At 66.8% G+C, this 26,679-nt stretch carries 31 protein-coding genes and 1 pseudogene; 12 read left to right on the top strand and 20 right to left on the bottom strand.

What is annotated here, in order from left to right:
* Positions 1-403 precede the first annotated feature (403 nt).
* Together LQK81_RS02695 and LQK81_RS02690 are read left to right on the top strand one after the other, a co-directional pair.
* Entirely contained in the window at positions 404-856 is a 453-nt protein-coding gene (locus LQK81_RS02695) for a DUF5330 domain-containing protein (RefSeq protein ID WP_230803146.1), read from the top strand.
* A 196-nt stretch (positions 857-1,052) separates the two neighbouring features.
* Complete coding sequence (locus LQK81_RS02690) at positions 1,053-1,472, top strand: SufE family protein (protein ID WP_230803145.1); 420 nt, start codon at positions 1,053-1,055, stop codon at positions 1,470-1,472.
* 38 nt (positions 1,473-1,510) lie between these two features.
* On the opposite strand, the gene LQK81_RS02685 is transcribed toward LQK81_RS02690, so the two are convergent.
* The 12 genes from LQK81_RS02685 to LQK81_RS02630 all read right to left on the bottom strand — a co-directional run bounded on the left by LQK81_RS02685 (position 1,511) and on the right by LQK81_RS02630 (position 10,868).
* The gene (locus tag LQK81_RS02685) at positions 1,511-2,341 is read right to left on the bottom strand and encodes a DUF6456 domain-containing protein (protein WP_230803144.1); all 831 of its coding nucleotides are present in this window, start codon (positions 2,339-2,341) and stop codon (positions 1,511-1,513) included.
* 7 nt (positions 2,342-2,348) lie between these two features.
* On the bottom strand, positions 2,349-2,834 hold the full coding sequence (locus LQK81_RS26320; RefSeq protein ID WP_330166529.1) for a helix-turn-helix domain-containing protein: 486 nt from the start codon (positions 2,832-2,834) through the stop codon (positions 2,349-2,351).
* Between the two features lie 391 nt (positions 2,835-3,225).
* Entirely contained in the window at positions 3,226-3,672 is a 447-nt protein-coding gene (locus tag LQK81_RS02675) for a MucR family transcriptional regulator (RefSeq protein WP_230803141.1), read from the bottom strand.
* A gap of 426 nt (positions 3,673-4,098) precedes the next feature.
* Positions 4,099-4,440 (bottom strand): monovalent cation/H(+) antiporter subunit G, encoded by a 342-nt coding sequence (gene mnhG / locus LQK81_RS02670; protein WP_230803139.1) that lies wholly within the window; start codon positions 4,438-4,440, stop codon positions 4,099-4,101.
* Positions 4,437-4,826 (bottom strand): cation:proton antiporter, encoded by a 390-nt coding sequence (locus tag LQK81_RS02665; protein ID WP_230803138.1) that lies wholly within the window; start codon positions 4,824-4,826, stop codon positions 4,437-4,439. The genes mnhG and LQK81_RS02665 overlap by 4 nt, the downstream gene beginning before the upstream one ends.
* On the bottom strand, positions 4,826-5,299 hold the full coding sequence (locus LQK81_RS02660) for a Na+/H+ antiporter subunit E (protein ID WP_230803132.1): 474 nt from the start codon (positions 5,297-5,299) through the stop codon (positions 4,826-4,828). The genes LQK81_RS02665 and LQK81_RS02660 overlap by 1 nt, the downstream gene beginning before the upstream one ends.
* Entirely contained in the window at positions 5,299-6,861 is a 1,563-nt protein-coding gene (locus LQK81_RS02655) for a Na+/H+ antiporter subunit D (protein WP_230803131.1), read from the bottom strand. The genes LQK81_RS02660 and LQK81_RS02655 overlap by 1 nt, the downstream gene beginning before the upstream one ends.
* A 4-nt stretch (positions 6,862-6,865) precedes the next feature.
* Positions 6,866-7,243, bottom strand: a complete 378-nt coding sequence (locus LQK81_RS02650; protein WP_230803130.1) for a Na+/H+ antiporter subunit C — start codon at positions 7,241-7,243, stop codon at positions 6,866-6,868.
* Complete coding sequence (locus tag LQK81_RS02645) at positions 7,243-7,659, bottom strand: Na+/H+ antiporter subunit B (RefSeq protein WP_230803129.1); 417 nt, start codon at positions 7,657-7,659, stop codon at positions 7,243-7,245. The genes LQK81_RS02650 and LQK81_RS02645 overlap by 1 nt, the downstream gene beginning before the upstream one ends.
* Positions 7,656-10,040, bottom strand: a complete 2,385-nt coding sequence (locus LQK81_RS02640; protein WP_230803127.1) for a putative monovalent cation/H+ antiporter subunit A — start codon at positions 10,038-10,040, stop codon at positions 7,656-7,658. Before LQK81_RS02640 ends, LQK81_RS02645 begins: the two co-directional genes overlap by 4 nt.
* A gap of 181 nt (positions 10,041-10,221) precedes the next feature.
* Positions 10,222-10,617, bottom strand: coding sequence for a type II toxin-antitoxin system VapC family toxin (locus LQK81_RS02635; protein ID WP_269064596.1), 396 nt, complete (start codon positions 10,615-10,617; stop codon positions 10,222-10,224).
* Positions 10,614-10,868 carry a type II toxin-antitoxin system VapB family antitoxin gene (locus tag LQK81_RS02630; protein ID WP_230803126.1) on the bottom strand — a complete coding sequence of 85 codons (255 nt, stop codon included), beginning with the start codon at positions 10,866-10,868 and terminating at the stop codon, positions 10,614-10,616. The genes LQK81_RS02635 and LQK81_RS02630 overlap by 4 nt, the downstream gene beginning before the upstream one ends.
* A 140-nt stretch (positions 10,869-11,008) precedes the next feature.
* Between LQK81_RS02630 and msrB the strand changes: the two genes are divergently transcribed.
* The gene (msrB, locus tag LQK81_RS02625; RefSeq protein WP_230804390.1) at positions 11,009-11,416 is read left to right on the top strand and encodes a peptide-methionine (R)-S-oxide reductase MsrB; all 408 of its coding nucleotides are present in this window, start codon (positions 11,009-11,011) and stop codon (positions 11,414-11,416) included.
* Positions 11,417-11,732: 316 nt separating this feature from the next.
* On the opposite strand, the gene LQK81_RS02620 is transcribed toward msrB, so the two are convergent.
* On the bottom strand, positions 11,733-12,269 hold the full coding sequence (locus LQK81_RS02620) for a GNAT family N-acetyltransferase (protein WP_230803125.1): 537 nt from the start codon (positions 12,267-12,269) through the stop codon (positions 11,733-11,735).
* 26 nt (positions 12,270-12,295) lie between these two features.
* Between LQK81_RS02620 and LQK81_RS02615 the strand changes: the two genes are divergently transcribed.
* Entirely contained in the window at positions 12,296-12,880 is a 585-nt protein-coding gene (locus tag LQK81_RS02615; RefSeq protein ID WP_230803124.1) for a helix-turn-helix domain-containing protein, read from the top strand.
* Between the two features lie 66 nt (positions 12,881-12,946).
* On the opposite strand, the gene trhA is transcribed toward LQK81_RS02615, so the two are convergent.
* From trhA to LQK81_RS02600, 3 genes are all read right to left on the bottom strand, one after another.
* A complete protein-coding gene (trhA, locus tag LQK81_RS02610) occupies positions 12,947-13,597 on the bottom strand; it encodes a PAQR family membrane homeostasis protein TrhA (protein ID WP_230803119.1) in 651 nt (216 codons plus the stop codon).
* A gap of 409 nt (positions 13,598-14,006) precedes the next feature.
* Positions 14,007-14,327, bottom strand: coding sequence for a TraR/DksA family transcriptional regulator (locus LQK81_RS02605; RefSeq protein ID WP_230803117.1), 321 nt, complete (start codon positions 14,325-14,327; stop codon positions 14,007-14,009).
* Between the two features lie 144 nt (positions 14,328-14,471).
* Entirely contained in the window at positions 14,472-14,882 is a 411-nt protein-coding gene (locus LQK81_RS02600) for a universal stress protein (protein WP_230803116.1), read from the bottom strand.
* 301 nt (positions 14,883-15,183) lie between these two features.
* On the opposite strand from LQK81_RS02600, the gene LQK81_RS02595 reads away from it, so the two are divergent.
* Positions 15,184-16,062 carry a VOC family protein gene (locus tag LQK81_RS02595; RefSeq protein ID WP_230803110.1) on the top strand — a complete coding sequence of 293 codons (879 nt, stop codon included), beginning with the start codon at positions 15,184-15,186 and terminating at the stop codon, positions 16,060-16,062.
* 31 nt (positions 16,063-16,093) lie between these two features.
* On the opposite strand, the gene LQK81_RS02590 is transcribed toward LQK81_RS02595, so the two are convergent.
* The gene (locus LQK81_RS02590; protein ID WP_230803109.1) at positions 16,094-16,483 is read right to left on the bottom strand and encodes a DUF930 domain-containing protein; all 390 of its coding nucleotides are present in this window, start codon (positions 16,481-16,483) and stop codon (positions 16,094-16,096) included.
* Positions 16,484-16,658: 175 nt separating this feature from the next.
* On the opposite strand from LQK81_RS02590, the gene LQK81_RS02585 reads away from it, so the two are divergent.
* A complete protein-coding gene (locus tag LQK81_RS02585; protein WP_230803108.1) occupies positions 16,659-17,822 on the top strand; it encodes an AI-2E family transporter in 1,164 nt (387 codons plus the stop codon).
* A 47-nt stretch (positions 17,823-17,869) separates the two neighbouring features.
* On the opposite strand, the pseudogene LQK81_RS02580 reads toward LQK81_RS02585, so the two are convergent.
* Positions 17,870-18,056 (bottom strand): annotated as a pseudogene (locus LQK81_RS02580) (polysaccharide deacetylase family protein); the annotation flags it as partial.
* 206 nt (positions 18,057-18,262) lie between these two features.
* Here LQK81_RS02580 and LQK81_RS02575 point away from each other — a divergent pair.
* Positions 18,263-18,916: a cytochrome b gene (locus LQK81_RS02575; RefSeq protein ID WP_230803107.1), complete on the top strand. Its 654-nt coding sequence runs from the start codon at positions 18,263-18,265 to the stop codon at positions 18,914-18,916.
* Positions 18,913-19,524, top strand: coding sequence for a YceI family protein (locus tag LQK81_RS02570; protein ID WP_442967055.1), 612 nt, complete (start codon positions 18,913-18,915; stop codon positions 19,522-19,524). The genes LQK81_RS02575 and LQK81_RS02570 overlap by 4 nt, the downstream gene beginning before the upstream one ends.
* Before the next feature lie 743 nt (positions 19,525-20,267).
* Here the strand turns inward: LQK81_RS02570 and LQK81_RS26200 are convergent.
* Entirely contained in the window at positions 20,268-20,399 is a 132-nt protein-coding gene (locus tag LQK81_RS26200) for a hypothetical protein (protein WP_269064595.1), read from the bottom strand.
* A 247-nt stretch (positions 20,400-20,646) separates the two neighbouring features.
* On the opposite strand from LQK81_RS26200, the gene LQK81_RS02565 reads away from it, so the two are divergent.
* Both LQK81_RS02565 and LQK81_RS26315 read left to right on the top strand, forming a co-directional pair.
* Positions 20,647-22,740: a S9 family peptidase gene (locus LQK81_RS02565; protein WP_230803106.1), complete on the top strand. Its 2,094-nt coding sequence runs from the start codon at positions 20,647-20,649 to the stop codon at positions 22,738-22,740.
* A gap of 154 nt (positions 22,741-22,894) precedes the next feature.
* Positions 22,895-24,097, top strand: a complete 1,203-nt coding sequence (locus tag LQK81_RS26315) for a GNAT family N-acetyltransferase (RefSeq protein WP_230803105.1) — start codon at positions 22,895-22,897, stop codon at positions 24,095-24,097.
* Between the two features lie 25 nt (positions 24,098-24,122).
* Here the strand turns inward: LQK81_RS26315 and LQK81_RS02555 are convergent, their stop codons facing one another.
* Complete coding sequence (locus LQK81_RS02555; protein ID WP_230803104.1) at positions 24,123-24,761, bottom strand: TetR/AcrR family transcriptional regulator; 639 nt, start codon at positions 24,759-24,761, stop codon at positions 24,123-24,125.
* A gap of 331 nt (positions 24,762-25,092) precedes the next feature.
* Here LQK81_RS02555 and LQK81_RS02550 point away from each other — a divergent pair, with 331 nt between their 5' ends.
* Positions 25,093-26,049, top strand: a complete 957-nt coding sequence (locus LQK81_RS02550; protein ID WP_230803103.1) for a homocysteine S-methyltransferase family protein — start codon at positions 25,093-25,095, stop codon at positions 26,047-26,049.
* A 26-nt stretch (positions 26,050-26,075) separates the two neighbouring features.
* Positions 26,076-26,306, top strand: coding sequence for a hypothetical protein (locus tag LQK81_RS02545; RefSeq protein ID WP_230803102.1), 231 nt, complete (start codon positions 26,076-26,078; stop codon positions 26,304-26,306).
* Positions 26,307-26,679 lie beyond the last annotated feature (373 nt).

Below are 26,679 nucleotides of genomic sequence, written 5' to 3'. Positions count from 1 at the left end.
AGGGGCAAATAGGCCCAAAAGGGCCGTTTCAAACCGTTGCCGACGGCATTTGAATTTCGTGGTTAATGACGGGTAAGCGTCTAGAAATGCGGCATTTTCTCGTTCGCGTTAACCTCTCGGGCAGGAGGCCGGCGAAGGGAATCCCCAACTTTCCGAGACTTGCCCCGATGCTGCCTGCCTTGATGTTTAACGCCGATCGCTAAATGTTGAGGTAAATGTCCGGCGGCGGGCATTGATTCAAATTTTATGCAGTTTTGAGGAAAAGCCGAGTGATTCCCGCAAAGGGCCGTTTTGGTGTATCCCCTATTGTCACAGCGACGGTCCGAAACGCTTTTGCGGGGCGGACAAGACGGCAGCGGCCGGAAAGAGCGGCGCCGGACAGACAACGAGGATGGGCAAGGCGATGTGGTTTCTGATCAAGGGAGCGTTCTGGTTCTCGCTGGTTCTGGTGCTGCTGCCGCTGTTCGACACGGACGCGACGCAGAAGCTGGAGCAGGGTCCCGCAGTCGAGCTCGGCGATACCGTGAGCGCGGCCAGCGAGGCGATCTCCTACCTGTCGGCCATGTGCCTGCAGAAGCCGGAGGTCTGCGAAAAGGGCGCCGAAGCCTTCGTGGCCCTCGGCCACCGGGCGCGCGAAGGCGCCCACGTCGCCTACAAGCTGCTGGACTCGCAGTTCGCCGACCCGTCCGAACTGGCCGCCGCCCTCGACCAGCCGCTGCCGGCAGCCGCTACCGCCGAAGCGGACGCCGATAACGTCGTTACCGGCACGGTCGCTGCAAAACCGGCAACCCCGGCGCCAGACGCCCTGCTCGAGATCATCGCCATCCCGACGCCCCGGCCCGACCCGGCCGGCTGACAGCATTATCCGCCGCCTTGCCTGGCCGGCGCGCAGAACTGCCTGACTTCTTGCTTTGCAACCGCCGCGAGGACAGCCCATGCCTCGCGGCGTCTTTTTTGTGGCGCGCGATATTCCCGCCGTGCCGGTTCCGCCGCACGGTTCAAATTGCCGTCCAATTGCACTATATGTCCGGCAGGAGCCAATTGGACGCGACATGACAGAGTTTGACCGGATCATCGACGACTTCGCCTTCCTCGACGAATGGGAGGACCGCTATCGCTATGTGATCGAGCTCGGCAAGGCGCTGCCGGAACTGGCCGAAGACAAGCGCACGGCGCAGAACAAGGTGCAGGGCTGCGCCAGCCAGGTGTGGCTCGTCACCCATTCCGACGGCGGTACGGACCCCGTGCTCACCTTCGAGGGCGATTCGGACGCGCATATCGTGCGTGGGCTGGTGGCGATCGTGCTCGCCGTCTATTCCGGCAAGCCGGCCTCGGAGATCGCCCGCACCGATGCGATCGGCGTGTTCGACAAGATCGGGCTCGTCGAACACCTCTCCTCCCAGCGCGCCAACGGCCTGCGCTCGATGGTGCGGCGCATCCGCGAGGAAGCCACGGTCCGGGTCGCCGCCTGATACCAACTAGCCTCGCGCGCCGGTCGCGGCTGCATTCCTCAATCCGGCGCCGCCGGCCGGTCGAGGCGGCCGGCCAGTTCCGGCCGGTATCCCTCCGCACCCCAGGAATGGCTGCGCGGCTTCGGGCTCCTTTCGGGCGCATAGTGGCGCGAGAGCGCCATCAGGGCGGCGCGCAGCATCAGCTTGGCCGAACGCGCCGGCCACTGGCGCTCCCGCTCCACCGTTTCCAGACCCTTCATGAAGCAGCAGACGTCGAGGGCGGCGCCGGACAGCTCCGGCCCCATCGCCGCGATTGCCTGCTGCAGGCGGCCGCGCGCGGCGAGCGCGGTATCGGAGAGTTCGCGCGCCCGGCAGAGGTCGCCGCCGTCGCGCCCGGCGAGCCGCGGCTCCCAGCGCATGGTCAGCCGCGGCTGCAGGCCGGCGCGGGTGAAATCGCGCGCCAGCCGCTCCCCGGCCGCAATCGCAGCCTCGGGAAGAAACGGCGCGCCGGCCTTGTCCTTCAGCCGCGACAGCGCCGCAAGCGGCGATTCCAGCTGGTTGACGCTGACGCGCTCGCTTCCGGCAGCCGTGACAAGGGTGCGTTCGGCGATGTCGCGGTGCTGGTCGAGATAGTTGTCGGCTCCGGCCATGAGCCGCCGCAGGTGGCTGCGGGTCTCGGGGGAGGCGCGCAACATGCCCCCCTCGCGGATCGCAAGGCCAAGGCGAAGCGCCTCGGTGACGACGGAGGCGCTTGCCGTCGCCTGCCGGCCTCCGGCTGCGACGAGACGAACGGGATCCTCGCCGGAGATCTCCGCCTCGCTCGCGGCTGCAAGGAAGCGCAGGAGCGCCGCCAGCGGCCGCTTCGCCGGGATCGCGGACGGCTTGTTCACGCCCGGCCTACTCATGCTCTGCCGCCCCGGAAATGGCGAAGACGGACAGCGTGATGCGCTCGAGCGTCGCCACGAAATCGTCGAAGGCGCGGTCGTCGCGGCGGTCCTCGACCACGTTGCAGGCGTGGCTGACCGTGGTCCGGTCGCGGCCGAAGGCCTGGCCGATGTCGGCGAAGGAAAGCTGCAGCGCCACATGGCAGATATACATGGCGATCTGGCGGACATGGGCGGCCGGCCGCCTGGCGCTGCGCCGCTGCTGCGGCCGGTCGGCGACAAGCTGCAGGAGTTCGGCGACGAGCTGGCGCACAGTGCGGCAGACCGAACGGGCGGACGGTTCGGCGTGGTGGAACCTGCCGGCGCCGGTGAAGGTCACGGCGTGCAGCCGGTCGCTCCTGGCCCGCAGCCTTGCGCCGGCGCGGCTGGTCCGGCCCGGCCGGGCGCCGGGCTCACGATGGACGGGGGTGGAAACGGAAGAGGAAGCTGTGTCTTGCATGGGTGCATCTCCTTTGTAGGAATTTATTCATACACCCTACGAAGGAAACGGGGACGAATGAAGCGTACCGACACAACCATTCCTTGAATTTCCAAAGGAAACCCGAATGATCGTCCCCAATATAGGTTTATTTTCCTTAGATCATATAAAGGCAACGGCCCCGACGGAACCCGCGCGCATCCCCTCGCCGCCGCCGCGGGCCGGAAAACGCCAGCGCGACGCGGACATCATGCCCGCATCGGCGCAAAGGATCGGCTTTTTGGAAAAAGGCGCGCAGGAAGGGACACTGCGCCGGGACCGGGGGAGGTCCCGCAGGAGGCGCGGCGGGGCGATGCCCCGGCCTGCGCATGGTTTTGGCGCGAAGCCCGGCCGGGCTCCGCGGATCGCTTTCTCAGCGCTTGGCGGCGGCCGCCTTGCGGCGCTGGCCGAGGCCCATTTCCTTGGCGAGGCGCGAGCGCGCTTCCGCGTAGGACGGGGCGACCATCGGATAGTCCGCCGGCAGGTCCCACTTCTCGCGGTATTCCTCGGGGGTCATGCCGTAGTGGGTCATCAGGTGGCGCTTGAGCGACTTGAACTTCTGACCGTCCTCGAGGCAGATGATGTAGTCACTCTGGACCGACTTGCGGATCGGAACCGGCGGCTTGGGCTTCTCGGCCTGGACGGGGGCTTCGGCAACGGCGACGGGTTGCGAGGTGTTGTTCAGTGCGGAATGTACATCGGCGATCAAGGTCGAAAGTTCTGCAACCGGAACGACATGATTGCTGACATAGGCGGCAACGATATCGGCTGTCAGCTCAACTAGCAAATTGGAGCCGTTACCGTCGGAAATCTCAGTCATCTTCTTCTCCTGTGGGTCGAACCGCCTGACTCGCGTACGCGAGCGCGGAACAAACTACGCTCTCTTGCAAAGCATACCTTGTTTTGGCTGGGTGAACCTGCCCGCATCCATGAAAGGACGCCCCACGAGGGCAGACTTCACTAATCGCTAATATTACTTCCGTTACCGGAGCGCCCCTCCGCTACCCAAATCTTTGTCACAACCGTGCCTGAAAAAGAGCACTTTAGAATGGTCGCAACTTAGACTGGAGCTCTTCGCGCAAGCAAATTCAACACAGCAGCTTTACTTGAAGTGGAATAGCATCGTTTATCCCAAAGTCCAATATTATTTTGACCAAGATCAAACGATTCTTGTACATCCCCCAGATGGGTGAAATCCCGAGAAAAAAGCGTGTTTTTTGGGGGTGATCGAGCGCCCGTCAGCCCATCACTTCTTCGTGTGATCACGCATGTCGTCGCAGGTGGCGCCGCGCGAGAGGCGATAGCCGGCATGGTGGGCGGCCTTGGCCACCAGATGCGCCGCCACGGGCGCGGTGAGGACGAAGAAGAAGAAGCCGGCGAAGGCGCGGGCGAGCACGGCGAACTCGCCGGCATGCAGGCCGGCGGCGACCAGCATCAGCCCGGATCCGACTGTGCCCGCCTTCGAGGCGGCATGCATGCGGGTATAGACGTCCGGCAGGCGGACGACGCCGACCGCGGCCAAGAGGGTGAAGATGCCGCCGCCGATCAGCATGACGGCGACGACGAGCGCGAGCACGACCGCCATCACCGTGCCCTCCCCCGCCTGGAGGCGCGCTGCTTGCGCGGCGGCGGCCCCTTGCCGTGGCGCGCCGCCGACGCGGCGAGCGGATCCCGGTCGTCCTCCGGCATGCCCTGGGTGAGCACGAAGCGGGCCAGGGCGACGGTGGCCAGGAAGCCGACCAGGCCGAGCGAGATGGCGATGTCGATATAGAGATTGAAGCCGGTCTTAATCGCGATCACCGCCAGGAAGCCGATCGCGATCGCCACCAGCATATCGAGCGCGACGATCCTGTCCGGCAGGGTCGGGCCGCTGATGACGCGCCAGACGGTGAGGAAGAAGGCGACGCACATCAGGGAGAGGGCGACCGAGCAGGCGAAGAACACGACGGTTTGAGCAAAGGTCTCGGCGGTCATCAGCGAAGGGCCTCCAGGATCTTGCGTTCGAAGCCGGTGGCGATGTCTTGTTTGGCGGCTGCGGGATCGGAGCAGTCGAGCGCGTGGACATAAAGGAAGCGGCGATCCTCGGAGACGTCCACCGACAAGGTGCCGGGGGTCAGCGTGATCAGGTTGGCGAGAAGCGTGATCTCGATGTCGCGGTCGACCTTCAGCGGATAGGCGAAGATGCCGGGCCGGAGGTCCATCTTCGGGCTGGCCACGAGGACGGCGACCCGCCAGGCCGACAGCGCCAGTTCCTTGACGAAGAGGACCAGGAGCGAGAGCAGCTTGAACGGCCGGACGACCGTGCGGGTACCGGCGAAATCGCGGCGGATGATCCAGAGCGCGATCAGGCCGAGCAGGAAGCCGAGGACGAGGTTCAACGGCGACAGGCTGCCGGTGACGGCGGCCCAGACGACGGCGAAGACGAGGCCGGTGAAGAGGGTCACCATCATCGCGCTCCTTGCGGGAAGACCGAATTCAGATAGGCGGACGGTTCCACCAGCCCGCTCGCCGCCTGCTGGACCTGCCGCAGCAGCGGATCGGGAAAGAGACCGACCAGCACCGTCACCAGCACCAGCACCGAGAGCGACAGGATGGCGCTCGTGCGGATGGCGTCGTCGCCGCCGGGCGTGGCCGCCGCTCCCGCCGGGCGCCAATAGGCCAGCAGCCAGACGCGGCCGACGGCGATCATGGTGAGGAAACCGGTCAAAAGCACCGTCCCCGCCAGCCACCAGGCGCCGATGTCGAGCGCGGCCCTGGCCACCATCACCTTCGGCCAGAAGCCCGAGAACGGCGGCATGCCGGAGACGGAGAGGAAAAGGATGAACGACAGGGCGGAGAAGAAGGCGGTGCGGCCGTAGAGCCCGCCCGCCCTGTTCAGGTCGAAGGCGCCGGACAGGCGCCCGGCCATGCCCGCCGCCATGTAGAGCGCGGTCATCACCACCATCGAATGGAGCGCATAGAACAGCGCGCCGCCGACGCCGCCGGGGCCGCCGACGGCGATGCCGGCGAGCATCACGCCGATGCCGGAGATCACCAGGTAGCCGAGCAGGCGGCGGGTGTCGCTCTGACCGATGGCGCCGAGCGCGCCGAAGATCATCGTTGCAGCCGCGGCGGCCGCGATCACCACGCTCAGTTCGTCGCCCTCGACCGGAAAGAGCATGACCATGACGCGGATCAGCGCATAGATGCCGACCTTGGTCAGCAGGCCGGCGAACAGCGCGGAGACGACGATGCGCGGGGTGTGGTAGGAAGCGGGCAGCCAGAAATTGACCGGAAAGGCGGCGGCCTTCATGCCGAAGGCGAGCACGAACAGGACGCCGAGGGTCATCAGCGGCAGGCCGGCGCGGCGCTCGACGGCCTTTGCCGCGATGTCGGCCATGTTGAGGGTGCCGAACAGGCCGTAGAGAAAGCCGACCGCGATCAGAAACAGCGTCGTGGCGATCAGGTTGAGGAAGGCATACTTGATGGCGCCGTCGATCTGCTTCGGCTCCGAGCCAAGCACCAGCAGGCCGAAGGAGGAGATCAGGAGCACTTCGAACCAGACGTAGAGATTGAAGATGTCGCCGGTCAGGAACGCCCCGGAGACGCCTGCCATCAGCAGCATCAGGAACGGATAGAAGCCGTAGCGGCGGCCGGAGGCATCGATGCTTTCCGCCGCGTAGATGCCGCCGGCAAGGGCCACCAGCGCCGAAGACAGGGCGAACAGCGCGCCGGCGAGATCGACGGTGAAGGCGATGCCGAAGGGCGGTAGCCACCGCCCCATCACCATGGTCACCGGGCCGCCCTCGACCACCCGCCAGAGCAGGGCCGCATCGAGCACGAGAAGCACGGTCAGGGCCGCGATCGCCAGCGGCGGCTGCAGCCGCAGGTTCTTGCGCAGCATCAGCAGGATGGCGCCGCTCGCCAGGCACCAGGCGACGGGGAGGATCACCAGCCAGTCGGCAAGCGCTGGCGGCGTCAGCACCAGCGCCCTGGAGAGGTCGATCGCGGAAGCGGCAGGAGCGGCCATCTGTCTAGTATCCCGTCGGCGGCGCGCTGTCGGCCGCGGGTTCGGCGACGCGCATCTCATTGGCGTTGTCGGTGCCGAGGTCCTGGAAGGCGCGGTAGGAGAGCACCAGCAGGAAGGCGAAGAACGAGAACGAGATCACGATCGCCGTCAGGATCAGCGCCTGCGGCAGCGGATTGGCGGTGACGGCCACCTGGTGATCGAAGGCGGCGGGCACGATCGGCGGCACCTCGCGCACGATCCGGCCGTTGGTGAAGAGCAGAAGGTTCACCGCATTGCCGAGGATGGCGACGCCGAGCAGGATGCGCACGAGGAACTTCGACAGCATCAGGTAGACGGCGGCGGCGAAGAAGATGCCGATCAGGACGACGAAGGGCACTTCCATCAGATGTCCTCCCTTTCCAACGCCAGCGCGATCGAGGTGACGGCGCCGACCACGACCAGGTAGACGCCGAAATCGAACAGCATCACCGTCGACAGCGGGACCTCCACGCCGAACAGGGCCGGATAGATCCACAGGCCCGTCATGAAGGGGACGGCGGCGAAGATGGAGACGAGGCCGGCGATGCAGGCGAGCAGCAGGCCGAAGGCGGCGATCGTCATCGGATGGAACCACAGCGCCTCGCGCACCGGGCGGATGCCGCGGGCGATACCGTAGATCGCCAGTGCGGAGGCCGCGATCAGCCCGCCGATGAAGCCGCCGCCCGGCTCGTTGTGGCCGCGCAGCAGCACGAAGACGGAAAAGAGCAGCATCAGCGCGGTGAGGAACGGGGCGAGCGTGCGGAAGATGACGGTGTTCACGGCTGACGCTCCTTTGCGACCTTTTCAGCGCCCCGGGCGGCGGACGCGGCGGCCGTCCCCGAAAACCCCTTGCGGATGCGGATCAGCGACAGGATGGCGAGGCCGGTGGTCATGACGACGGCGATCTCGCCCAGCGTATCGGTGCCGCGGAAATCGACGATGATGACGTTGACGACATTGGCGCCGTGGGCGATCGACTTGGAATAGAGGTCGAAGAACTCGGTCAGGACCGGGTCGAAGCGGCCCTGCGTCACCTTCAGGAGATAGAGCGAGAGGCCGAGGCCGCAGGCGATGGCGATCGCCGCATCGGGCAGCCTCTCGGGCAGAGGCCGGGAATCGCGCGGCTGCAGGTGCAGCCGCGTCATGACGAGGGCGAGGATGACGACCGAAAGCGTCTCGACCATGAACTGGGTGAAGGACAGGTCCGGCGCGCCGAAGAGCAGGAACAGCAGGGCGACGGCGAAGCCCTGGATGCCGAGCGCCAGGATCGCGTTCAACCGGTTCTTCGCCGACAGCACGCCGAACACGCCGGCAAGCGCCAGCGCCATCACGGCGAGTTCGTGGAACTGCGCGTCGGCCGGCCAGATCGGCAGCCGCGGCCATTCGCCGTACCAGGCGAGCGGGACGAGGAGCGCCAGCGCCACGACCACGAACGTCACGGTGAGATAGGTCTCCATCAGGCCGGGCTGCAGACGAAGCGACAGCCGGTGGGAGACGCGGACGAGCCCGGCCATGAACTGGTCGAAGCCGCGGTCCGGTCCCCAGCCGAGCGTCAGCACCAGCCGATCCGCGGCGGCGCGCGCACGGTCGAGCAGCAGGAAGGCCGCGATCCCGAGCGCGACCGTGACCGCCGACAAGAGCAGCGGCAGGCTCACATGCGGGATCGCGGAGATGGTCACCGCCTCCGGTTTTCCGGCGATGGCAGTCGCCAGCGGCGAGGAGACGAGCGGATGGACGACACCTGAGAAAAGGCCGGCGCCGAGACCGAGCGCGGCAAGAACCGCCGGCCCCAACCAGAGCAGCAACGGCCCCTCATGCGGCGCCTTCGGCGTCTCGACGCGCGGGCCGAGGAAGGGCTTCAGCGCGACGGCAAAGGCGACTGCGAGCATCAGGGCGTTGCCGATCACGGCCGCGAGCGTGGCGGCGATCGCCGCCAGATTGCCGCCTTCGAGCGCCGCATAGACCTCCTCCTTGGCAAGGAAGCCGAAGAAGGGCGGCAGGCCGCCCATCGACAGCGCGGCGAGCAGCGCTGCGAGGAAGGTCACCGGCATCAGGCGCGCAAGGCCGCCGAGGCGGGTGACGTCGCGCGTGCCCGTCTCGTGGTCGATCACGCCGGCGACCATGAAGAGCGCGCCCTTGAACAGCGAATGGGCCACCAGATAGAGCGCCGCGGCGGCGGCCGCATGTTCCGAGCCGAAGCCGGTCAGCATCACAAGCAGGCCGAGCGAGGCGACGGTGGTATAGGCGAGCATCAGCTTCAGATCGGTCTGGCGGATCGCCAGCACGCCGCCGACCACGAGCGTCAGCCCGCCGAAGACCGGCAGGATCGTCGCCCACGAGGTGGTTTCGCCGAGCACCGGGTTGAGCCGCATCAAGAGATAGACGCCGGCCTTCACCATGGTCGCCGAATGCAGGTAGGCGGAGACCGGTGTGGGCGCCTCCATCGCGTTCGGCAGCCAGAAATGGAACGGGAACTGCGCCGACTTGGTGAAGGCGCCGCCGAGCACGAGCACGAGGATCGCCAGATAGAAGGGGCTGGCCCGCACCGCCTCGCCATGGGAGAGCAGCAGCGACAGCTGCGTCGCGCCGGTGACGTTCCACAGCACGAGCAGGCCGGCGAGCAGCAAAAGCCCGCCGCCGCCGGTGACGACGAGCGCCTGCAGCGCCGCCCGGCGCGAGGCCTCGCGCGCATGGTCGAAGCCGATCAGCAGGAACGAGGTGATCGAGGTGAGTTCCCAGAACACGAACAGCATCAGGAAGCTGTCGGAGGCGACGAGGCCGAGCATCGCGCCCATGAACATCAGGATGAAGGAGAAGAAGCGCCCCTGATGGGGATGGCCCTTCAGGTAACCGCCGGAATAGAGGACGATCAGCGCGCCGATGCCGGAGATCAGCAGCAGGAAGGTGAGCGAGAGGCCGTCGATCAGCCAGGAGAAACTGACATCATAGGCGGGCACCCAGGCATAGCCGCCGGTGACGACGCCGCCGGCTGCCACTTCGGACAGAAAGCCGGAAAAATGCGCAAAGATCGCCGCCGGAAACAGCGCCAGCGGCCAGGCGGCCCGGTGGCCGAGAAGGCGGGTCAGCACAGGGGCAACGAGCGCGCCGAGGAACGGCAGACAGAAGGCGATGAAGGTCATGGCCATCTTATCCGTCTGCATGCGCCCTCCCCCTCAAGTCCTGCGGCACCCGGTCCCCGGCCAAGGCGGAAACCCTCAATTTACGGCCGGCGATCCCATCGTCGCTGTCAGCGGCCGTGCGCCCGCCAACCTCGGTCGCGGGCCGCGATCCCGCCGTGCGGAACGGATCACGGACGCGCGGCGATCCGATTCGGTCGCTCCGTCAACGGGCAGGTTCTATGTCGGTATGGCCGAAATCGCCACCCTTGAAAAGCAGAGGAGCCTGTTTTTCCCGGGCGAGCGCATAGGAGAAGCAATCCCCGTAGTTCAGCTTCGCCGGATGGCCGCTTCCGCGGCCGAAGCGGCGGAAGGCCTCGAAGGCGACCTCGGCCGTATCAGCGCCGACGGGCTCGATCCTGATCGATGCCCGCAGAATGAAGGCATCGACGGCATTCGAGGCCTGCGGTCCGAAGCGGGCGAACAGCACCATCTTCGTCTCGAGCAGGGTCGCGGCGCTGATGGAGCGGACCGGCGCACGCTCGATGATCTCGTTGAAGGCGCGCCGCTCGGGTTCATCGGAGAGAATGGCGACGATCGCAGACGTATCGAGCACGATCATTGCGGCAGGCCATGCTCGTCATAGCCGATGATGTCTTCCGGCGAGCGCCGGTCGAGCACGGGCAAGGCGGCGCAATCCAGCGCAATCCGGTCGAGCTGGTCGGCCAGCCGGGGCACCGGCGCGTCGTCGCGCAGCCGCGCCAGTTTCTCCTCGAGCGCATGACGGACGGCCCGCGTCAGGGATTCGCCGGTCCGTTCGGCCAGTTGCCGCGCCAGCTCATGCGTGGCCTCGTCCTTGATGTTCAGCGGCATTCCACCATTCCTCTCTTTTTTCCTCCAAGCTGGAAGATAGATCGAAGATGCCTGCGGCGCAACGCCCCCCTCGATTGCATTCCGCCCTGCCGGGCCCTACATCAGGCGCAAAGGAGGCTCCCATGAGCGACAAGGCGAACATGAGCGACAATGCGAAGCTGAAGGTCGTCAAGACGGACGAGGAGTGGCGGCAGATCCTGACGCCCGAGCAGTACCGGATCACCCGGCAGCACGGCACGGAACGGGCGTTTTCCAGCCCGGACTTCGACAGTTCCAAGAGCGGCACCTATCGCTGCATCTGCTGCGACCGCCCGCTCTACAGTTCGGAGGCGAAGTTCAATTCCGGGACCGGCTGGCCGAGCTTCACCCAGCCGATCGCGCCCGATGCGGTCACCAACCACCGGGACCTGTCCTACGGCATGAACCGGGTGGAAATCCGCTGCGCCGACTGCGACGCCCATCTCGGCCACGTCTTCCCCGACGGCCCGCCGCCGGCCGGGCTGCGCTACTGCATGAACGGCGTGGCGCTGTCCTTCGAGGAGCAATAGCCAGGCGGTCGCGCGGGGACGAAGACCCCTCCCCACCCTTCCCACAAGGGGGAGGGATTAACCCAGGCGCATCGCCGGGGCTCCAGTCGGGCAGGACGTTGCCGCGGGCTTTCTCCCCCCTTGTGGGGGAGATGCCCGGCAGGGCAGAGGGGGTTGCGCCACCGGCGCCCTGCGACAGGCCACCTGCCCGCACGAAATAAAAAACAATATTAAACAATGACTTGATGGAATCTTACGAGAATTCGATTCCGTTCGGCGGAGCGGTCGGTTCCGCTTCGGATCAGACAAGGATTCGCCTGATCCGCCCACGGCCTTGTCAGGCAACGTTTTTCTGGCGCTTGAGGCAGAGCTCCATGCAGGTCAGGTCGAGCCAGCGGCCGAACTTGGTGCCGACCTCCTCGAACCGGCCGACGACGCGGAAGCCGAGACTTTCGTGCAGGCGGATCGAGGCTTCGTTCTCCGCCTCGATGCCGGCGATCATGACGTGAATGCCGGCATCCTTCGCCCGGGCGATCAGGCTTTCGAGCAGCGTGCGCCCGACACCCCTGCCACGAACGTCCCGATGCACGTAGATCGAGTGCTCGGCGGTGTGGCGGTAGCCGTCGAAGGCGCGCCAGTCGCCGTAGGAAGCATATCCGACCACCCTGCCCTCGATCTCGGCGACGAGCACCGGAAAGCCGCGGGCGCGACGGGTGCGGAACCAGTCGAGCCGGTTTTCCAGATCGACCTGTTCGTCGTTCCAGATGGCGGTCGTGTTGGCGACGGCGTCGTTGTAGATCTCCATGACCGCGCCCATGTCGTCCTCGCGCGCATCGCGGATGAGCGCCGCCTGTTCCGTCGTCGCTTGCCTCATGATCGCCTGTCCACTATTGTTACGATATGTCCATTTTAGCAGATGATTTCGACCGGAGTCTAGGCCTTCGCGTCCGCGCCGAGCGCGAGGGCCGCGGCTGGTCGCTGACCGAGCTTTCCGAACGCGCCGGCGTCTCGCGCGCGATGATCCACAAGGTCGAGCGCGGCGAGAGCAGCCCGACGGCAGCCCTGCTCGGACGGCTGTGCGGCGCCTTCGGCTTTTCCGTCTCCACGCTGATCGCGCGCGCCGAAGCCGGTTCCGAGCGCCTGATGCGCCACGCCGACCAGCCCGTCTGGGTCGACTCGGAAACCGGCTACCGCCGCCGCCAGGTCTCGCCGGTCGCAGCGCCCGCCGAACTGGTCGAGGTGGAACTGCCGCCCGGCGCCCGGGTCGCCTACCCCGCCGCTGCCTTCGTCTTCCAGCGCCAGATGCTGCGCGTCGGCTGCGGCGTGCTGACCTTCGTCGAGGGCGAGACGACCCACCGGCTCGAAGCGGGCGACTGCCTGACCCTCGGCGCGCCGGCCGACTGCGTCTTCGTCAACGACGGCAAGCAGCCTTGCCGCTACCTCGTCGTCCTGCTCAAGGGCGAGCGCCGTTCGCCGGGTCCCTGACCTTGCGCATGTCGTGCCGCAAACCGCAGCCCGGCTTTGGGCGACCTGCCGGCCGCCCTCCCCCCGTCAGGCGCTGACGCAGGAAATCACCGCGGAATAGTGGATGCCGGCGGCTGCGACGACGAAGCCGTGCCAGATCGCGCTCTGAAAGCGCAGGCTCTGCCAGATGTAGAAGACGACGCCGAGCGAATAGACGATGCCGCCGGCGAGGATCAGCAGGATCGTCGTTTCCGACAATGTCGCGCTCAAGGGCCCGGAGGCGATGACGCCGCTCCAGCCCATGCCGAGATAGAGCAGGATCGCCAGCCGGTCGTAGCGTCCCGGCAGCAGGAACTTGAGTGCCACGCCGGCGGCCGCGATCAGCCAGACGGCGACCAGCATGCCCGCCAGCACGGGATCGTGCAGCCCGCGCTGCAGAAACGGCGTGTAGGTCGCCGCGATCAGGACGAAGATCGCCGAATGGTCGAAGCGGCGCAGCATCCACTTCACCTTCGAGGCGGGCCAGAGATTGTAGGCGAAGGATATGCCGAGCGACATCAGCAGGCCGAGGCCGTAGATCCAGGCGGCGGCGATCTGTCCGCTCGTGGTCCAGACGGTGGCGTAGAAGATCAGCGCGGTGACCCCGATGAGGGCAAGCACGACGCCGATTCCATGAACGATGCCGTCGGCGATCAGTTCATGGCGGTCGTAGTCCCATCGGATGCCTTCGAGTTCCATGCGACCCCGTTCCACGCGCTACATTGCCGACGTCAGGCTTCGAAGGCGCGTCCGGCAAGCCAGGACCATCGGCGCCATGCTGCCCCACTCCCCTCCCGGAAGGGAGCGCCCCATAGAGACGTTGCGGGCATCCCATGGTGCCAATTGCGGGCGCAGCCTTCAAGGCCGGCAAGCGCCCGGAAAGCCGCCGGGGCTTCACGTTTGGTAACCTCGGTAACGGTTTGGCGAGGTCTCAAAGCGCGAAAAGCGATCTTTCAGGGTCGCTTCCGCGCTTCGGATTTCTGATCCTGTGCAAGTCGTCGCCGCAAGACCGCTGCACACTTTTGCGTGACATGCATTTTTTGATTGCGCATGTCGTCACCGCAAAACCGCTGCACACTTTTGCGCGACATGCTTGTGAGGAAAAAAACTACGGGTGGATGCACTCCTCGCAGAGCGCCGCATGCGGGACGGCTGCGAGCCGCGCCGGTGAGATCGGGTTGCCGCATTTGGGGCAGATGCCGAAGGTGCCGGCCTCGATGCGGTTCAGCGCGGCGTCGATGGCGGCGAGTTCGCCGAGGCCGGTATTGCCGATCTCCTCCAGCACCTCGTCGTTCTCGCGCTCGGTCGCGCGCTCCTCGGCGTCGGGATTTGGCGTCGCCTCCAGGTCGCCCTCGATCTTGTGCAGGCGGCGATAGAGTTCGTGCTTGCGGCCGAGAAGCCTGTCCTTGAATTGTGCGGTATCCAGCATCGGCTGTCCTTTCCAGAAAATACCCGTCCGTCGGAGACGGCGGGGATGCCCGCCCCGGCGCGGCGGCAACGCGACTGCACGACATGGGAGGAGCCTGCGTCCCACCTCCCATTGCCGCCCCGTCACGGGCCGGCGGTCGGGGCGTCAGCGATCGACGAGAACCGAGATCGGCGCATGGCGTACGACCCGGTCCGCAGTCGAGCCCAGCAGGTAGTTTGCCAGCCCCGGGCGATGCGAGGCAACAATGATGAGATCGCCGCCGTGTTCCTGCGCGGCGGCGAGAATTTCGCGGGCACTGGCGCCGTAGCGGATGTCGATCGTCGCCTTCAGGCCGAGCTTGTCGCGCAGGCGGGCGAGGCGCTCCTCGGCCTGCTTGAGTTCCATTTCGACCATGCCGGCGGGAAACTCGATCGAGATGTAGCTGGTGGCGATCTCGATGACGTTGACCAGAACGACCTCGCCGCCTTCCGACAGGAGTCCGACGGCCCTTTTCAGGATCTGCTCGCCGCGCTCCATCTGGTCCATTGCAACGGGAACGATGATCTTCTTGTACATGCCCGGCTCCCTTTTCTCCTTATCACGGAGCAAACGTCGCATGCCGAGACTGCACGCGACATTGACGAGGATCAAGCCAAAACTGAAGGACCGCGCCAAACCGGCCGCCGGCATGCGGTTACCGAACCGGCGCGGCCTCACCGTCAACTCCATGTTGACAATATTTCGCCGGATCGCCACCTATTCCGAACGACCGCCCGCAGCCATATTCACGACAGATCGGTTTTACCGAAAACCGAAGCCCGAAACCGGCCCGAAGCTCTCGGACCGGCACGATGGAAATCACAGCGGAGTAAGGTTCATGACCGAACAGACGGCGCTCGCCTCGCCCAACCATGCCGTCAACATGCCGGCCCATGTCGACCATGCGCACCTCGTCGTCATGGACCTGCCGATGGTGGCGGACTGGTACCAGAAGATCATGGGCCTCTCGGTGCTGGAGCGTTCGCCATCGGGCCTGACGCTGGGCGTCGGCGGCCGGCCGCTGTTGACGCTGTCCACCGACGGCAAGGCCGCCCGTGCCTCGCGCCGCGCGCCGGGGCTGTTCCACAACGCCTTCCTGGTACCGGACCGCAAGGAACTTTCACGCTGGCTCGCCCATGCCGCCCATGGCGGCGTGCAACTGACGGGCGCCTCCGACCACCTGGTCAGCGAGGCGATCTACCTGGACGATCCGGAAGGCAACGGCATCGAGGTCTATCGCGACCGCAGCCGCGAGGACTGGAACTACCAGCCGGACGGCACGGTGGAGATGGCAACGCTGCCGCTCGACCTGCAGCGGCTCTACGACGAGGCTCCCAAGGACGAAGCCTGGAGCGGCCTTTCCGAGGGAACCGCCATGGGCCACATCCACCTGCAGGTGTCGGACATTCCCCAGGCCGACGCCTTCTTCCGCGACGTGCTCGGCCTCGACCTGATGGCGCGCTATCCCGGGGCAAGCTTCTTCGCCTCCGGCAAGTACCACCACCATGTCGCGGCCAATGTCTGGAATTCGCGCGGGGCGGCCAGGCGGGAGCCGGCGATGAGCGGCCTTGCCGACTACACGATCCGCTTCGCCGAGCCCGGCCGGCTGCAGCAGGCGGTCGACAGGCTCGAGACGATGGAAATCGCAACGACGCGGCAGGGCGGCGTCGTCTCGCTGGTCGACCCCTGGGGGATCGGCCTCAACCTGTCGGCCTGAGGCAAGGCTTCAGGCCGATGCGCCGGGCGTCTCAGTCGTAGAGGTAATGCTCGTCCCAGGCCTCGCGCGGCACCATCTCGCCGATCTTGAACTTGAAGGCGGTAACGTCGAAATGGTCCGGCGTGGTCTCGCACCGGAAGGCGAGTCGATACCATTCGCCCTTGCTGCGGAAGACGGCGCCCTTGGTCTTGAGCATGTTGCCTGACGTCGTCGGATCGCCGAAGGAATAGGCGATCACCTTGTCGGGCTGGTAGCCCTCCTTGGCCTTGCGGATGCGGTTCATCGCCTCCATGTCGCAGCGCTGCTCGAGGCGGGTCTGGGGATCGAGCTTGGACAACTGGCGCCGGATGCTTGCGTCCATTGCGGATGCGGCGGACGCGAGCGCGCAGACGCCGACGAGCAGCGGGATGGCAGTCTTCATGCGTTTGGTTCACTCCGATGCTGGGACAGCCGCTCCTGCGACAGAAATGGGGCGATTACGAGTCCAAAACCGCACCTGGCATGTTTTACACAGGACGGCCGGCCGCAGGATCCCGGCGTTTCAGGGAACCGCGGGCGTTCTTGCGCGTTGTCTTCGCGATCCGGGGACCCGCACCATGCACAAGATTTCGTCGGCAGCCATCCATCAGATTGCGCGCAAGCGAGAAGGACGCGCGCTTGCGCGACAGGACGGCTCTGCGCTGCGCCTGATCGACGGGGCTGCGGAAGACGGGCCGCCGCCGACGATCAGCGGACTGGAACTCTCCTGGCGCTGGGCTATGATCGGCATCTTCGTCATCCTGGCGCTCGGCGTCATCTACCTGATGGCGCATATCCTCATTCCGCTGACGCTGGCGGTCGTCGTCGGCCTCATCCTCGGCGTCGCCGCCGAGAAGCTGAACGACCTCGGCATTCCGCCGCTGCCGACCGCGCTTTTGCTGGCGACCGGCTTCGCCACCGGCGCCTTTTTCGCCGTCGCCGCCCTGTCCGGCCCGCTGATGCGGCTTGCCGCCGAAGCGCCGGACATCGTCAATGCCACGATCGAGCGCTTCGCGCCGCTCCTGGGCAAGCTGGAATGGCTGCATCTCGACCCGCGCAGCCTCACCGCCGGCTCGGTGACGCTGGACGGGCTGCTCGACAAGGCTGGAAGCGTGCTCGGCATGGTCACCGCCGGGATCACGCCCGCCCTGATCCAGGTGCTGATCTTCTTTGCCGCGCTCGTCCTGTTCCTGTCGGGGCGGGTGAAGCTGCGGCGGATGCTGATCCTCGCCTTTCCGCATCGCCGGCAGCGGCTGACGACGATCCGGGTGATGAACGCGATCGACTGCGCGCTCGGCTACTACTTCGCCACCGCATCGCTGGTCTACGGCGCGCTGGGGCTGGTCACGACGCTGATCGCCCTTGCCGGCGACCTCGGCCTTCCCTGGATGTGGGGGCTGTTCGCCTTCGTCTCCTCCTTCGTCCCCTTCCTCGGCGTGACCGTGATGACGCTGGCGCTCGCCGCCGGCGGGCTTCTGGCGCACGACACCGTGCTGCCCGGCCTTATGCCGGCGCTGGCCTTCGTCTCCATTCATCTGGTGATCGAGAACTTCGTGCTGCCGGCGATCATGGGCCGGCGGTTCGAGGTGAACGCCTTCGTCATCTTCACCGCGATCGTGTTCTGGAGCTGGATGTGGGGGGCAGCCGGCGCGATGCTGGCGCTGCCGCTGTCGATCATCGGCATGACGATCGTCGACGAGCTTCGTCCCGGCCGCAAGATCCAGCCCGCGCTTCCCGGCTGACCGCTCCGCGCCTCCTGGCAGACCCGCCGGGACGGCCAGTGCCGGACCTACAGCGCCGGCAGGGCTTCCATTGCCTCGGCATCCGAGAGCCGGACGAAATGCACGCCCCTCGCCTTCAGCGCCAGCCCCCCCGGCCACGCCCTCGCCGGCGGAATGGGTCGGCTGATTGATATGGGCGGTGACGACATCGCCGTCGCGGGCAGCGGCGATGCGCGGTTCCGCCGTGCGGGCGGGCGCCTCCCGCAAGGCGCGCCGGCGCGGGAATATTCGGCGGCCGCCGGTTGTCTGTCAGGACGCCGGGCATAATACGAATGAACAGGGCGTCGACGCGCCGGCACCTGCGCAGGCGGGCACGGATCGGGTATAATGCGGCGGCCGCCCTTTGTCGGCGGCTTCCGGCGCGTCGGCCGGTGCGCCGGTCGGTTTCGGGAGGTCGCGACATGCAGGGGCGACGGCAGGCGGGATACGCCACACCACAGGGCACGACGCAAGACACCCCCTATGGCCCGCTCTCGATCTGCCTGCACTGGCTGATCGCGGCGCTGATCTTCGCCCTGATCGGCATCGGCTTCGCCATGCGCCGGACGGAGATCGACCCGGCGCTGCAGTTCTCGCTCTACCAGTGGCACAAGTCGCTGGGGCTGACCGTGCTGGCGCTCGCGGCACTCCGCGAAATCCATTGGCTGTTCGCCCGCCATCCGCAGCCGGTGGCCGATCTCGGACCGCTCGAACGGCAGGCTTCGCGGACGACGCATGTCGTGCTGGCGCTTCTCTGCCTGTTCGTGCCGCTGTCCGGCTGGGCGGTCGCCTCGACCTCGACGCTGGCCATTCCGACGCTCCTGTTCGACCGCGTACTCGTCCCCGCCCTGCCGCTGGCGCGCAGCGCGGCCGGCGAGGCCTTCTGGTCGCTCGTCCATGCGGGGTCGGCCTATCTGCTGCTGGCGCTCGCGGCCCTGCATGCCGCGGCCGCCCTCCATCACCATTTCATCCGCCGCAACGGCGTGCTCCTGCGCATGCTCGGCCGGCCGGCGGCGGGCAATGCAGGCAGGCCCGATGGCACCCGAGGCCCTGCGCGCAGAGGAACACGACGATGACAGACCGGACCGGCTCGATGGTCGCACGCATTACCCTTCTCCGCACCATGCTTGTCTGCGTGCCGGCGCTGCTGGTCACCGCGCCGGCACTGGCCCGCACGCCGGCGCTCTCGGAAGCGGCCGGGACCTACGACATCAGCAGCGCCTCGCAGATCCGCTTCTCCGTCGACCAGATCGGCGGCGGCGGCATCCGCGGCAGCTTCGGGAAATTCTCCGGCGCGGTGCGGATCGACGGCCGCCGGATCGGCGCCTCGACGGTGTCGTTCACGCTCTACCCGCAGAGCGTTTCCGCCGCGGAGGAGCGTATCGAAAACTTCCTGCGCTCCAGCGCCGTCTTCGACGCGGCCACCTACCCGACCGTGACCTTCCGCTCGACGGCGGTGCGCCAGACCGGCGCGGACGCGGCGGTGGTCGACGGCATGCTGACCGCGCGCGGCATCACCCGTCGCGAGCAGTTCGCCGTGCGGCTGCGGCAGCTCAGCGGCGGCACGATCGCCTTCAACGTCACCGGCAACGTCTACCGCTCGCGCTACCGGATGGACGTCGGCACGCCGATCTACCTCAACGTCGTCAAGTTCGACATGGACATCCGCGCCGTGCGGCGGTGAATGGCGCGCTTCCGGGGCCTGGAGCAACGCCGGACACCTGCGGCCGGCCTCCTCTACCTCCGTCATGCCGGCCTCCGAGCCGGTATCCAGCCCGAGCAAGTCCCTGCGCGAGAAGATCATTCTCCGCGCCGCCGACGCGGCGCCGCTGGATGCCGGATCAGGTCCGGCATGACGGAGGCATATGGTCGCTATCGTGCAGACACCAGCATGCATGCCCCGGTGCAGGGACCGTGGCCGCGTGCGGGGCTCAGGTGCGGTCGGGCATCAATTCAGCGCCGTACACTGCGTTGTCTTTCTCTTCGCGCACCGCCCCTCCTTCGTCATACCGGCCCCCGAACCGGTATCCAGCCCGCGCAAATCCTTGCGCGAGAAGAGCATTTCCCGCGCCGCCGACGCGGCGCCGCTGGATGCCGGATCAAGTCCGGCATGACGGAAGCGTATGTCGCTACCGTGCAGACACCAGCATGCATGCCCCGGTGCAGGGACCGTGGCCGCGTGCGGGGCTCGGGTGCTGCCGGGCATCAATTCAGCGCCGTACACTGCCTTGTCTTTCTCTTCGCACACCGCCCCCTCCTCCGTCATACCGGCCCGCGCAAGCCCTTGCCCGAAAAGAGCATTTCCCGCGCCGCGGACGCGGCGCCGCTGGATGCCGGATCAGGTCCGGCATGACGGAAGCGTATGTCGCTACCGTGCAGACACCAGCATGCATGCCCCGGTGCAGGGACCGTGGCCGCGTGCGGGGCTCAGGTGCGGTCGGGCAACAATTCAGCGCCGTACACTGCCTTGTCTTTCTCCTCGCACACCGCCCGCTCCTTCGTCATACCGGCCCCCGAGCCGGTATCCAGCCCGCGCAAGTCCTTGCGCGAGAAGAGCATTTCCCGCGCCGCGGACGCGGCGCTGCTGGATGCCGGATCAAGTCCGGCATGACGGAAGAGAAGGACGGAAACACTCGCAAACCGGCTGGCGGCAATGGCGGCGACACTGGAGGAGCCGTCGCGGCGGCGGCCGGCTGCTGTCGTCGGCGGCCAAAGCGACTTGATGCGCGGGCGCGCGCTCTCTATCTCTGTCGTTCCCGCCGCACCGGATCCCTATCGATCCACCGGCCCCATCCGGAGTACCGCCTTGTCCGCCTTCAAGTCCCTGCCCGCAGCCCCGATCGCCACGAAGAAGCCGGTGCAGGACACGCGCCACGGCATCACCCGCACCGACGACTACGCCTGGTTCCGCGCCGACAACTGGCAGGCGATGTTCAAGGACACCTCGATCCTCGACCCGGAGATCCGCGCCCATCTGGAGGCGGAGAACGCCTATATGGAAGCGGCGATGGAGGACACGAAGGGCCTGCAGAAAATGCTCTTTTCGGAGATGCGCGGGCGGATCAAGGAGGACGACAGCTCGGTGCCGGTGAAGGACGGCCCCTTCGCCTACGGCACGTCCTACGTCACCGGCGGCGAGCAGCCGCGCTACTTCCGCACCCCGCGCGACGGCGGCGAGCAGACGCTTTTGCTCGACGGCGACAAGGAAGCCGAGGGCAAGGGCTATTTCCGGCTTTCCGGCATCGACCACAGCACCGACCACACGCTCGGCATCTGGGGCTATGACGACAAGGGCTCGGAATATTTCACGCTGAGGGTGCGCGATCTTGCGACGTTCCAGGACCGCGACGACCTGGTCGAGAACACCGGCGGCGGTGGCGTCTGGGCGCCGGACGGCAAGAGCTTCTTCTACACGTTGCAGGACGAGAACCACCGGCCGTCGAAGATCTTCCACCACATCCTCGGCGAGCAGCAGTCGCAGGACCGGCTCGTCTACGAGGAGAAGGATCCGGGCTTCTTCCTGTCGGTCGGCGGTTCGCTGCTCGACGACGTCATCTATATCGACATCCACGACCACGAGACCAGCGAGTACCGGCTCCTGTCGACGAAGGACCTTTTCGCCGAGCCGGCGATCGTCGCGCCGCGCCAGACGGGGCTGGAATATTCGATGACGGAGGGCGGCGACGTCTTCTACATCCTGACCAATGCCGACGGCGCCAAGGACTTCAAGATCATGGAGGCGCCGGTCAATGCGCCGGGCCGCGAGAACTGGAAGGAAGTGGTGCCGCACCGGCCGGGCACGCTGATCCTCAACCACCTCGCCTTTGCCCGCCATCTCGTCTGGCTGGAGCGCCACGAAGGGCTGCCGCGCATCATCGTGCGCGACCGGAAAAGCGGCGAGCAGCACGAGATCGCCTTTGCCGAGGAAGCCTATTCGCTCGGGCTTTCCGGAGCTGCCGAATACGACACCGACGTCATCCGCTTCACCTATTCCTCGATGACGACGCCCTCGCAACTCTTCGACTACGACATGGCGACGCGCAAGCGCACGCTCCTGAAGACGCAGGAGGTGCCGTCGGGCCACGTGATCGACGACTACGTCACCCGCCGCGTCTTCGCGCCCGCCTGGGACGGCGAGCGCGTGCCGGTCACCCTGCTCTACCGCAAGGATACGCCGCTCGACGGCACGGCGCCCTGCCTGCTCTATGGCTACGGCGCCTACGGCATCTCCATTCCCGCCGGCTTCAACACCAACTGCCTGTCCTTGGCCGACCGCGGCTTTGTCTACGCCATCGCCCATATCCGCGGCGGCAAGGAGAAGGGATATGCCTGGTACGAAGACGGCAAGATGGAGAAGAAGACCAATACCTTCAAGGACTTCATCGCAGCGGCGGATTTTCTGAATCAGGAGAGGTTCACCTCCTACGCGAAGATCGTCGCAGAAGGCGGCTCGGCCGGCGGCATGCTGATGGGGGCGATCGCCAACATGGCGCCGGAGAAGTTCGGCGGCATCATCGCCGCCGTGCCCTTCGTCGACGTGCTCAACACCATGCTCGACGACACCCTGCCGCTGACGCCGCCGGAATGGGCCGAATGGGGCAACCCGATCGAGAGCGCCGACTTCTACCGGCTGATGGCGTCCTATTCGCCCTATGACAACGTCGAGGCCAAGGCCTATCCGCCGATCCTGGCGCTGTCCGGCCTGACCGATCCGCGGGTGACCTACTGGGAGCCGACCAAGTGGGTGGCGAAGCTGCGCGAGAAGGCGACCGGCAACCAGCCGATCCTCTTGCGCACCAACACGGGCGCCGGCCACGGCGGCGCCTCCGGCCGCTTCCAGCGCCTGGAGGAAATCGCCTTCGAATACGCCTTCGCGATCAAGGTGGCGGGGAAGATGTGAGGGTCGCAGGCATCCCGGTCATCAATCCGTTTTCGGACCCTTGACGCGGCCCACACACGCAATCGTGACCTTTCCGGCAAGTATTTCTTCAGCCCTGCAACCGAGTATCGCGCGCGAATGATCGGGGCCAGAGGGCCGAAGGCCGGGGGCTGGTGTGCGGGGAAGCAATGAGAGGGAGCAGGACGGCGGAGGACTTGCCGTCCGCGTCCTGACGGACATCGCCGGCATGGAGGCGATCGCGGACGAATGGCGGGCGCTGGAGCGGCGCTGCGACGGCGGGCTGTCGTTCTTCCAGAGTTACCTGTGGTGCAGGGCTTGGGCGGAATGCTTTGCCGGCGGCAGCGGCACCCCCCGGCCCTTCGTCGCCACCGTCCGGGCGGGCGACCGGCTGGTCGCCGTGTGGCCGCTGATGGTGGGCGGCCTGCGCGGGGCGCTGCGCCGCATCGAGACGCTCGGCGGCACGCACAGCCAGTACAGCACGCTCATCCTCGACCCGGAATTCGCCGGCCGGACGGCGGCGATCGCAGACGGGCTGCTCTCTTCGCTGACCGCATCGGGCGGCTTCGACGTCGCGCTGTTCGAGGCGGTTCCGGACGGCTCGGCGCTGGCGGCGATGCTGTCGCGGGCCGCCCCGGCCGCGACCGTGCGCAATGCCGCCTCCCTGCTCGACCTGACCGGATTTTCCTCCTCGGACGCCTATCTCGCCGGGCTCGGCAAGCTGCAGCGGCGCAACCGCAACCGCCGGCGCAACCATCTCGCCCGCCACGGTGACTTACGGTTTTCGGTGCTGTGGCCGGACGAGCCGGCGTTTGCGCCGACCGTCCGGCAGGCGCTGACGATGAAGCGGCGCTGGCTGGCCGAGACGGGACGGCTCGGCATCGGCCTGTCGCAGCCGGGCTTTGCCGGCTTCCTCGCCGGGCTGCAGGGCGACCGGGGCCGCCGCGAGGGCGCCTGCCTGTTCGTGCTGGAAACAGGCGAGCGGATCGCGGCGATTGAGCTGGGCTTTCTGCACGCCGGCCACTATTATTGCTATCTCGGCGCCTTCGACTGGGACCTGCGCGACGCCTCGCCCGGCAAGGTGCAGATGGAGATGACCGTCTGCTGGCTGATCGACAACGGCGTTTCGACCTACGACCTGCTCGCCAACCCGACCGCCTACAAGGACAGCTGGAGCAACCGCATCGTCGGGCTCGGCACCTATACGATCGCCCACACCTGGCGCGGGCGGCTCTATGCCCGGGGCTGGCTGCCGACGCTGCGGCCGGCGCTGAAGCGCGCCGCCGAGGCCGTCTCCTACCGCCTCCGCCGGCTGGCCGCCTTCGGCCAGGGGCTCGGCTGCCTGATGCTCGTGGCGTAGCGCTCCCCTGCCGCGGCCCGCCCGCTCAGGACGCAGCGGCCGCCCGGCGCTCGATGCCGCCACGAAACAGCATCCTGACGAAGGAGCGCAGGACGAGCAGCTGGTCGGGCAGGCTGCTCGGCTCGCGCAGCGCCTTGGACATGACGATGCCGCCTTCGAGCACGGTGGAGACCATGTCGGCGAGCCGGTCGGGGTCGAGGGGCTCGCGCGGCTCGTAGACCTCCATGATCTCGGCAAACATCGCCCGGAACCGGCTGCGCCATGCCAGCGCCGCCTGGCGGTTGATCTCCTGGATGCCGCGGTCGAAGGCGCGCTCGTGCACGCACATGACGGCGACGAGGCAGCCGGGATGGCCGTTCGGCAGGTCGGCGAGTTGCTCGGACAAAAGCTTCAGGCCGAGCAGGAACGCCTGCAGCGGATCGTCCGCAAGTTCGCGGGCGCGGCCGAAGATCTCGTCGTAGATGCGGTTGTCGTTTTCCAGGTAGCGTTCCAGCAGCGCCCTGGCGAGCTCGTTCTTGTCGTGGAAGTGATAGAAGAACCCGCTCTTGGTGATGCCGGTCTCGGTGATCAGTTCCTCGATCGAGGTCGCACCGAAGCCCTTGGCGAGCACGGCGGCCTCTGCCACCTGCAGTATTCGTGCGCGCGTCTCGTCGCCCTTGCGCATGCGCAGCCTCCTGCACCGCCGGTACAGTTTTCGCCCTTCACGCCCCGCCACTAGCATTAACATTGACGTGAAAGCGGCCTCCAAGCAATTGATTAATCGCTCATATGAGCTCTTCCTGCTGGAGCTTGACCACGAGACGCCTAGTTTTACGGGCGGAAAACAGGCAAAAATCCACACGCGTTTCGGAAAATGTGGGAAAAATCCTCAAGACGAAATCGCATTGAGGGATAACCAAAACACTGCTCATGACATGGCTCTCATTTGGCGCGTTCGCAAGACCGCGCCCGCTCCAGGCTTTTCCGGGACGGAAGTGTAACGAGTGGAGAAAGTTATGGCAAAGTACAGACATGGCCTGCCGCTGACGCGGGGAGAACGGTTTCTCACCGACGGCGGCATGGAGACGACGCTGATTTTCCACGAGGGCGTGGATCTGCCGCATTTCGCTTCCTTCGTGCTGATGGCCAGCCCCGAAGGGCGGCGCAAGCTGAAGGACTACTACATCCGCTATCTCGAGCTGGCCCGCAGCGCCGGCGTCGGCTTCGTGCTCGACACGCCGACCTGGCGGGCAAGCCCGGACTGGGCGGACAAGCTCGGCTACGACGCAGACGCACTGAAGGCCGTGAACGAAGAGGCGATCGGCATGCTCGTCCAGCTTCGCAAGCTTTACGAGCGTCCCGGCCAGCCGATCGTCCTGAACGGCGCCATCGGCCCGCGCGGCGACGGCTACAAGGCCGGCACCATGAGCGCCGACGAGGCCGAGGCCTATCACCGGCCGCAGGTCGAGACCTTCGCCGCCACCGAGGCCGACATGGTCAGCGCGGTGACGCTCACCAACATCGACGAGGCTATCGGCGTGGCAAGGGCGGCCCGGAAGGCCGCGATCCCCTGCGTGATCGCCTTCACCGTCGAGACGGACGGCAGGATCGTCACCGGCAGGACCCTGCAGGAGGCGATCGAGGCGGTGGACGCCGCCACCGGCGGCTATCCGCTGTTCTACATGGTCAACTGCGCGCATCCTGTTCATTTCGAGGACGCGCTCGATCACGGCAGCGGCTGGATCCGGCGGATCGGCGGCATCCGCGCCAACGCCTCGGCGCTGAGCCACCAGGAGCTCGACGAGAGCGAGACGCTGGACGCCGGCGACCCCGAAGACTTCGGCCGGCGCTACCGCGCGTTCGTCGGACGGATGCCGCAATTGCGCCTTCTCGGCGGCTGCTGTGGCACCGACCATCGCCATATCGGCGCCATTTGCCGGGCCTGCATGCCGCAGCCGGCCATGAGCGCCTGAGGAGAAGACCTTGAGGAGACATCGTCATGTCGACGAAGGAGCATCAGAGCAAGGGTCATAGACACGCCGCCGGCAAGCGGCACGGCACCGGCCTGTTCGGGCGGCTGTTTTCCGGCTGGCTCGGACGGCCCAACTACGACTGGGGCTGCGGCCCGATCGACCTTGCCGGATCGGAGGGCCTCGACGGCCACATCGCCCGGCGCTCCGAGTTCCGGAACCCGAGCGGTACCGGCCGCAACCGCCGCCACGGCCGGTAGCCCGGAATTCGGCAGTCCACGAAAGCCAGCGGCCCGCCGAAAGGCGGGCCGTTTTCTTGCGGGGGATTCCACGTTCCCGCCGTCTCCCCGAATCCGTGGTCCAAAGGCGTCGCGTCCGCGGCGCGGGGCATGCTCTTTTCGCGCAAGGACTTGCGCGGGCTGGATACCGGCTCGGGGGCCGGTATGACGGTTCAGTTTCGGGGCCTCGGGCGAAGGCGGAGCCTCCGGAGCAAGCCTTTGTCGACAGGATGGCTGCTTGCCGAGAGGCCACCGTTCTGACGCGGCATCCCCACCTCTGCCGTCTCCCCGGACTTGATCCGGGGCCCAGCAGCGGCGCGTCTGCGGCGCGGGAGATGCTTCTTTCGCGCAAGGA

Origin of the sequence: Rhizobium sp. GN54, assembly GCF_021026345.1 — a bacterium.
In the GTDB taxonomy this organism is placed as follows: Bacteria; Pseudomonadota; Alphaproteobacteria; order Rhizobiales; family Rhizobiaceae; genus Mycoplana.
Note: the sequence above shows the minus strand (reverse complement) of the source record. Positions and strands in the feature narration are given on the sequence as shown.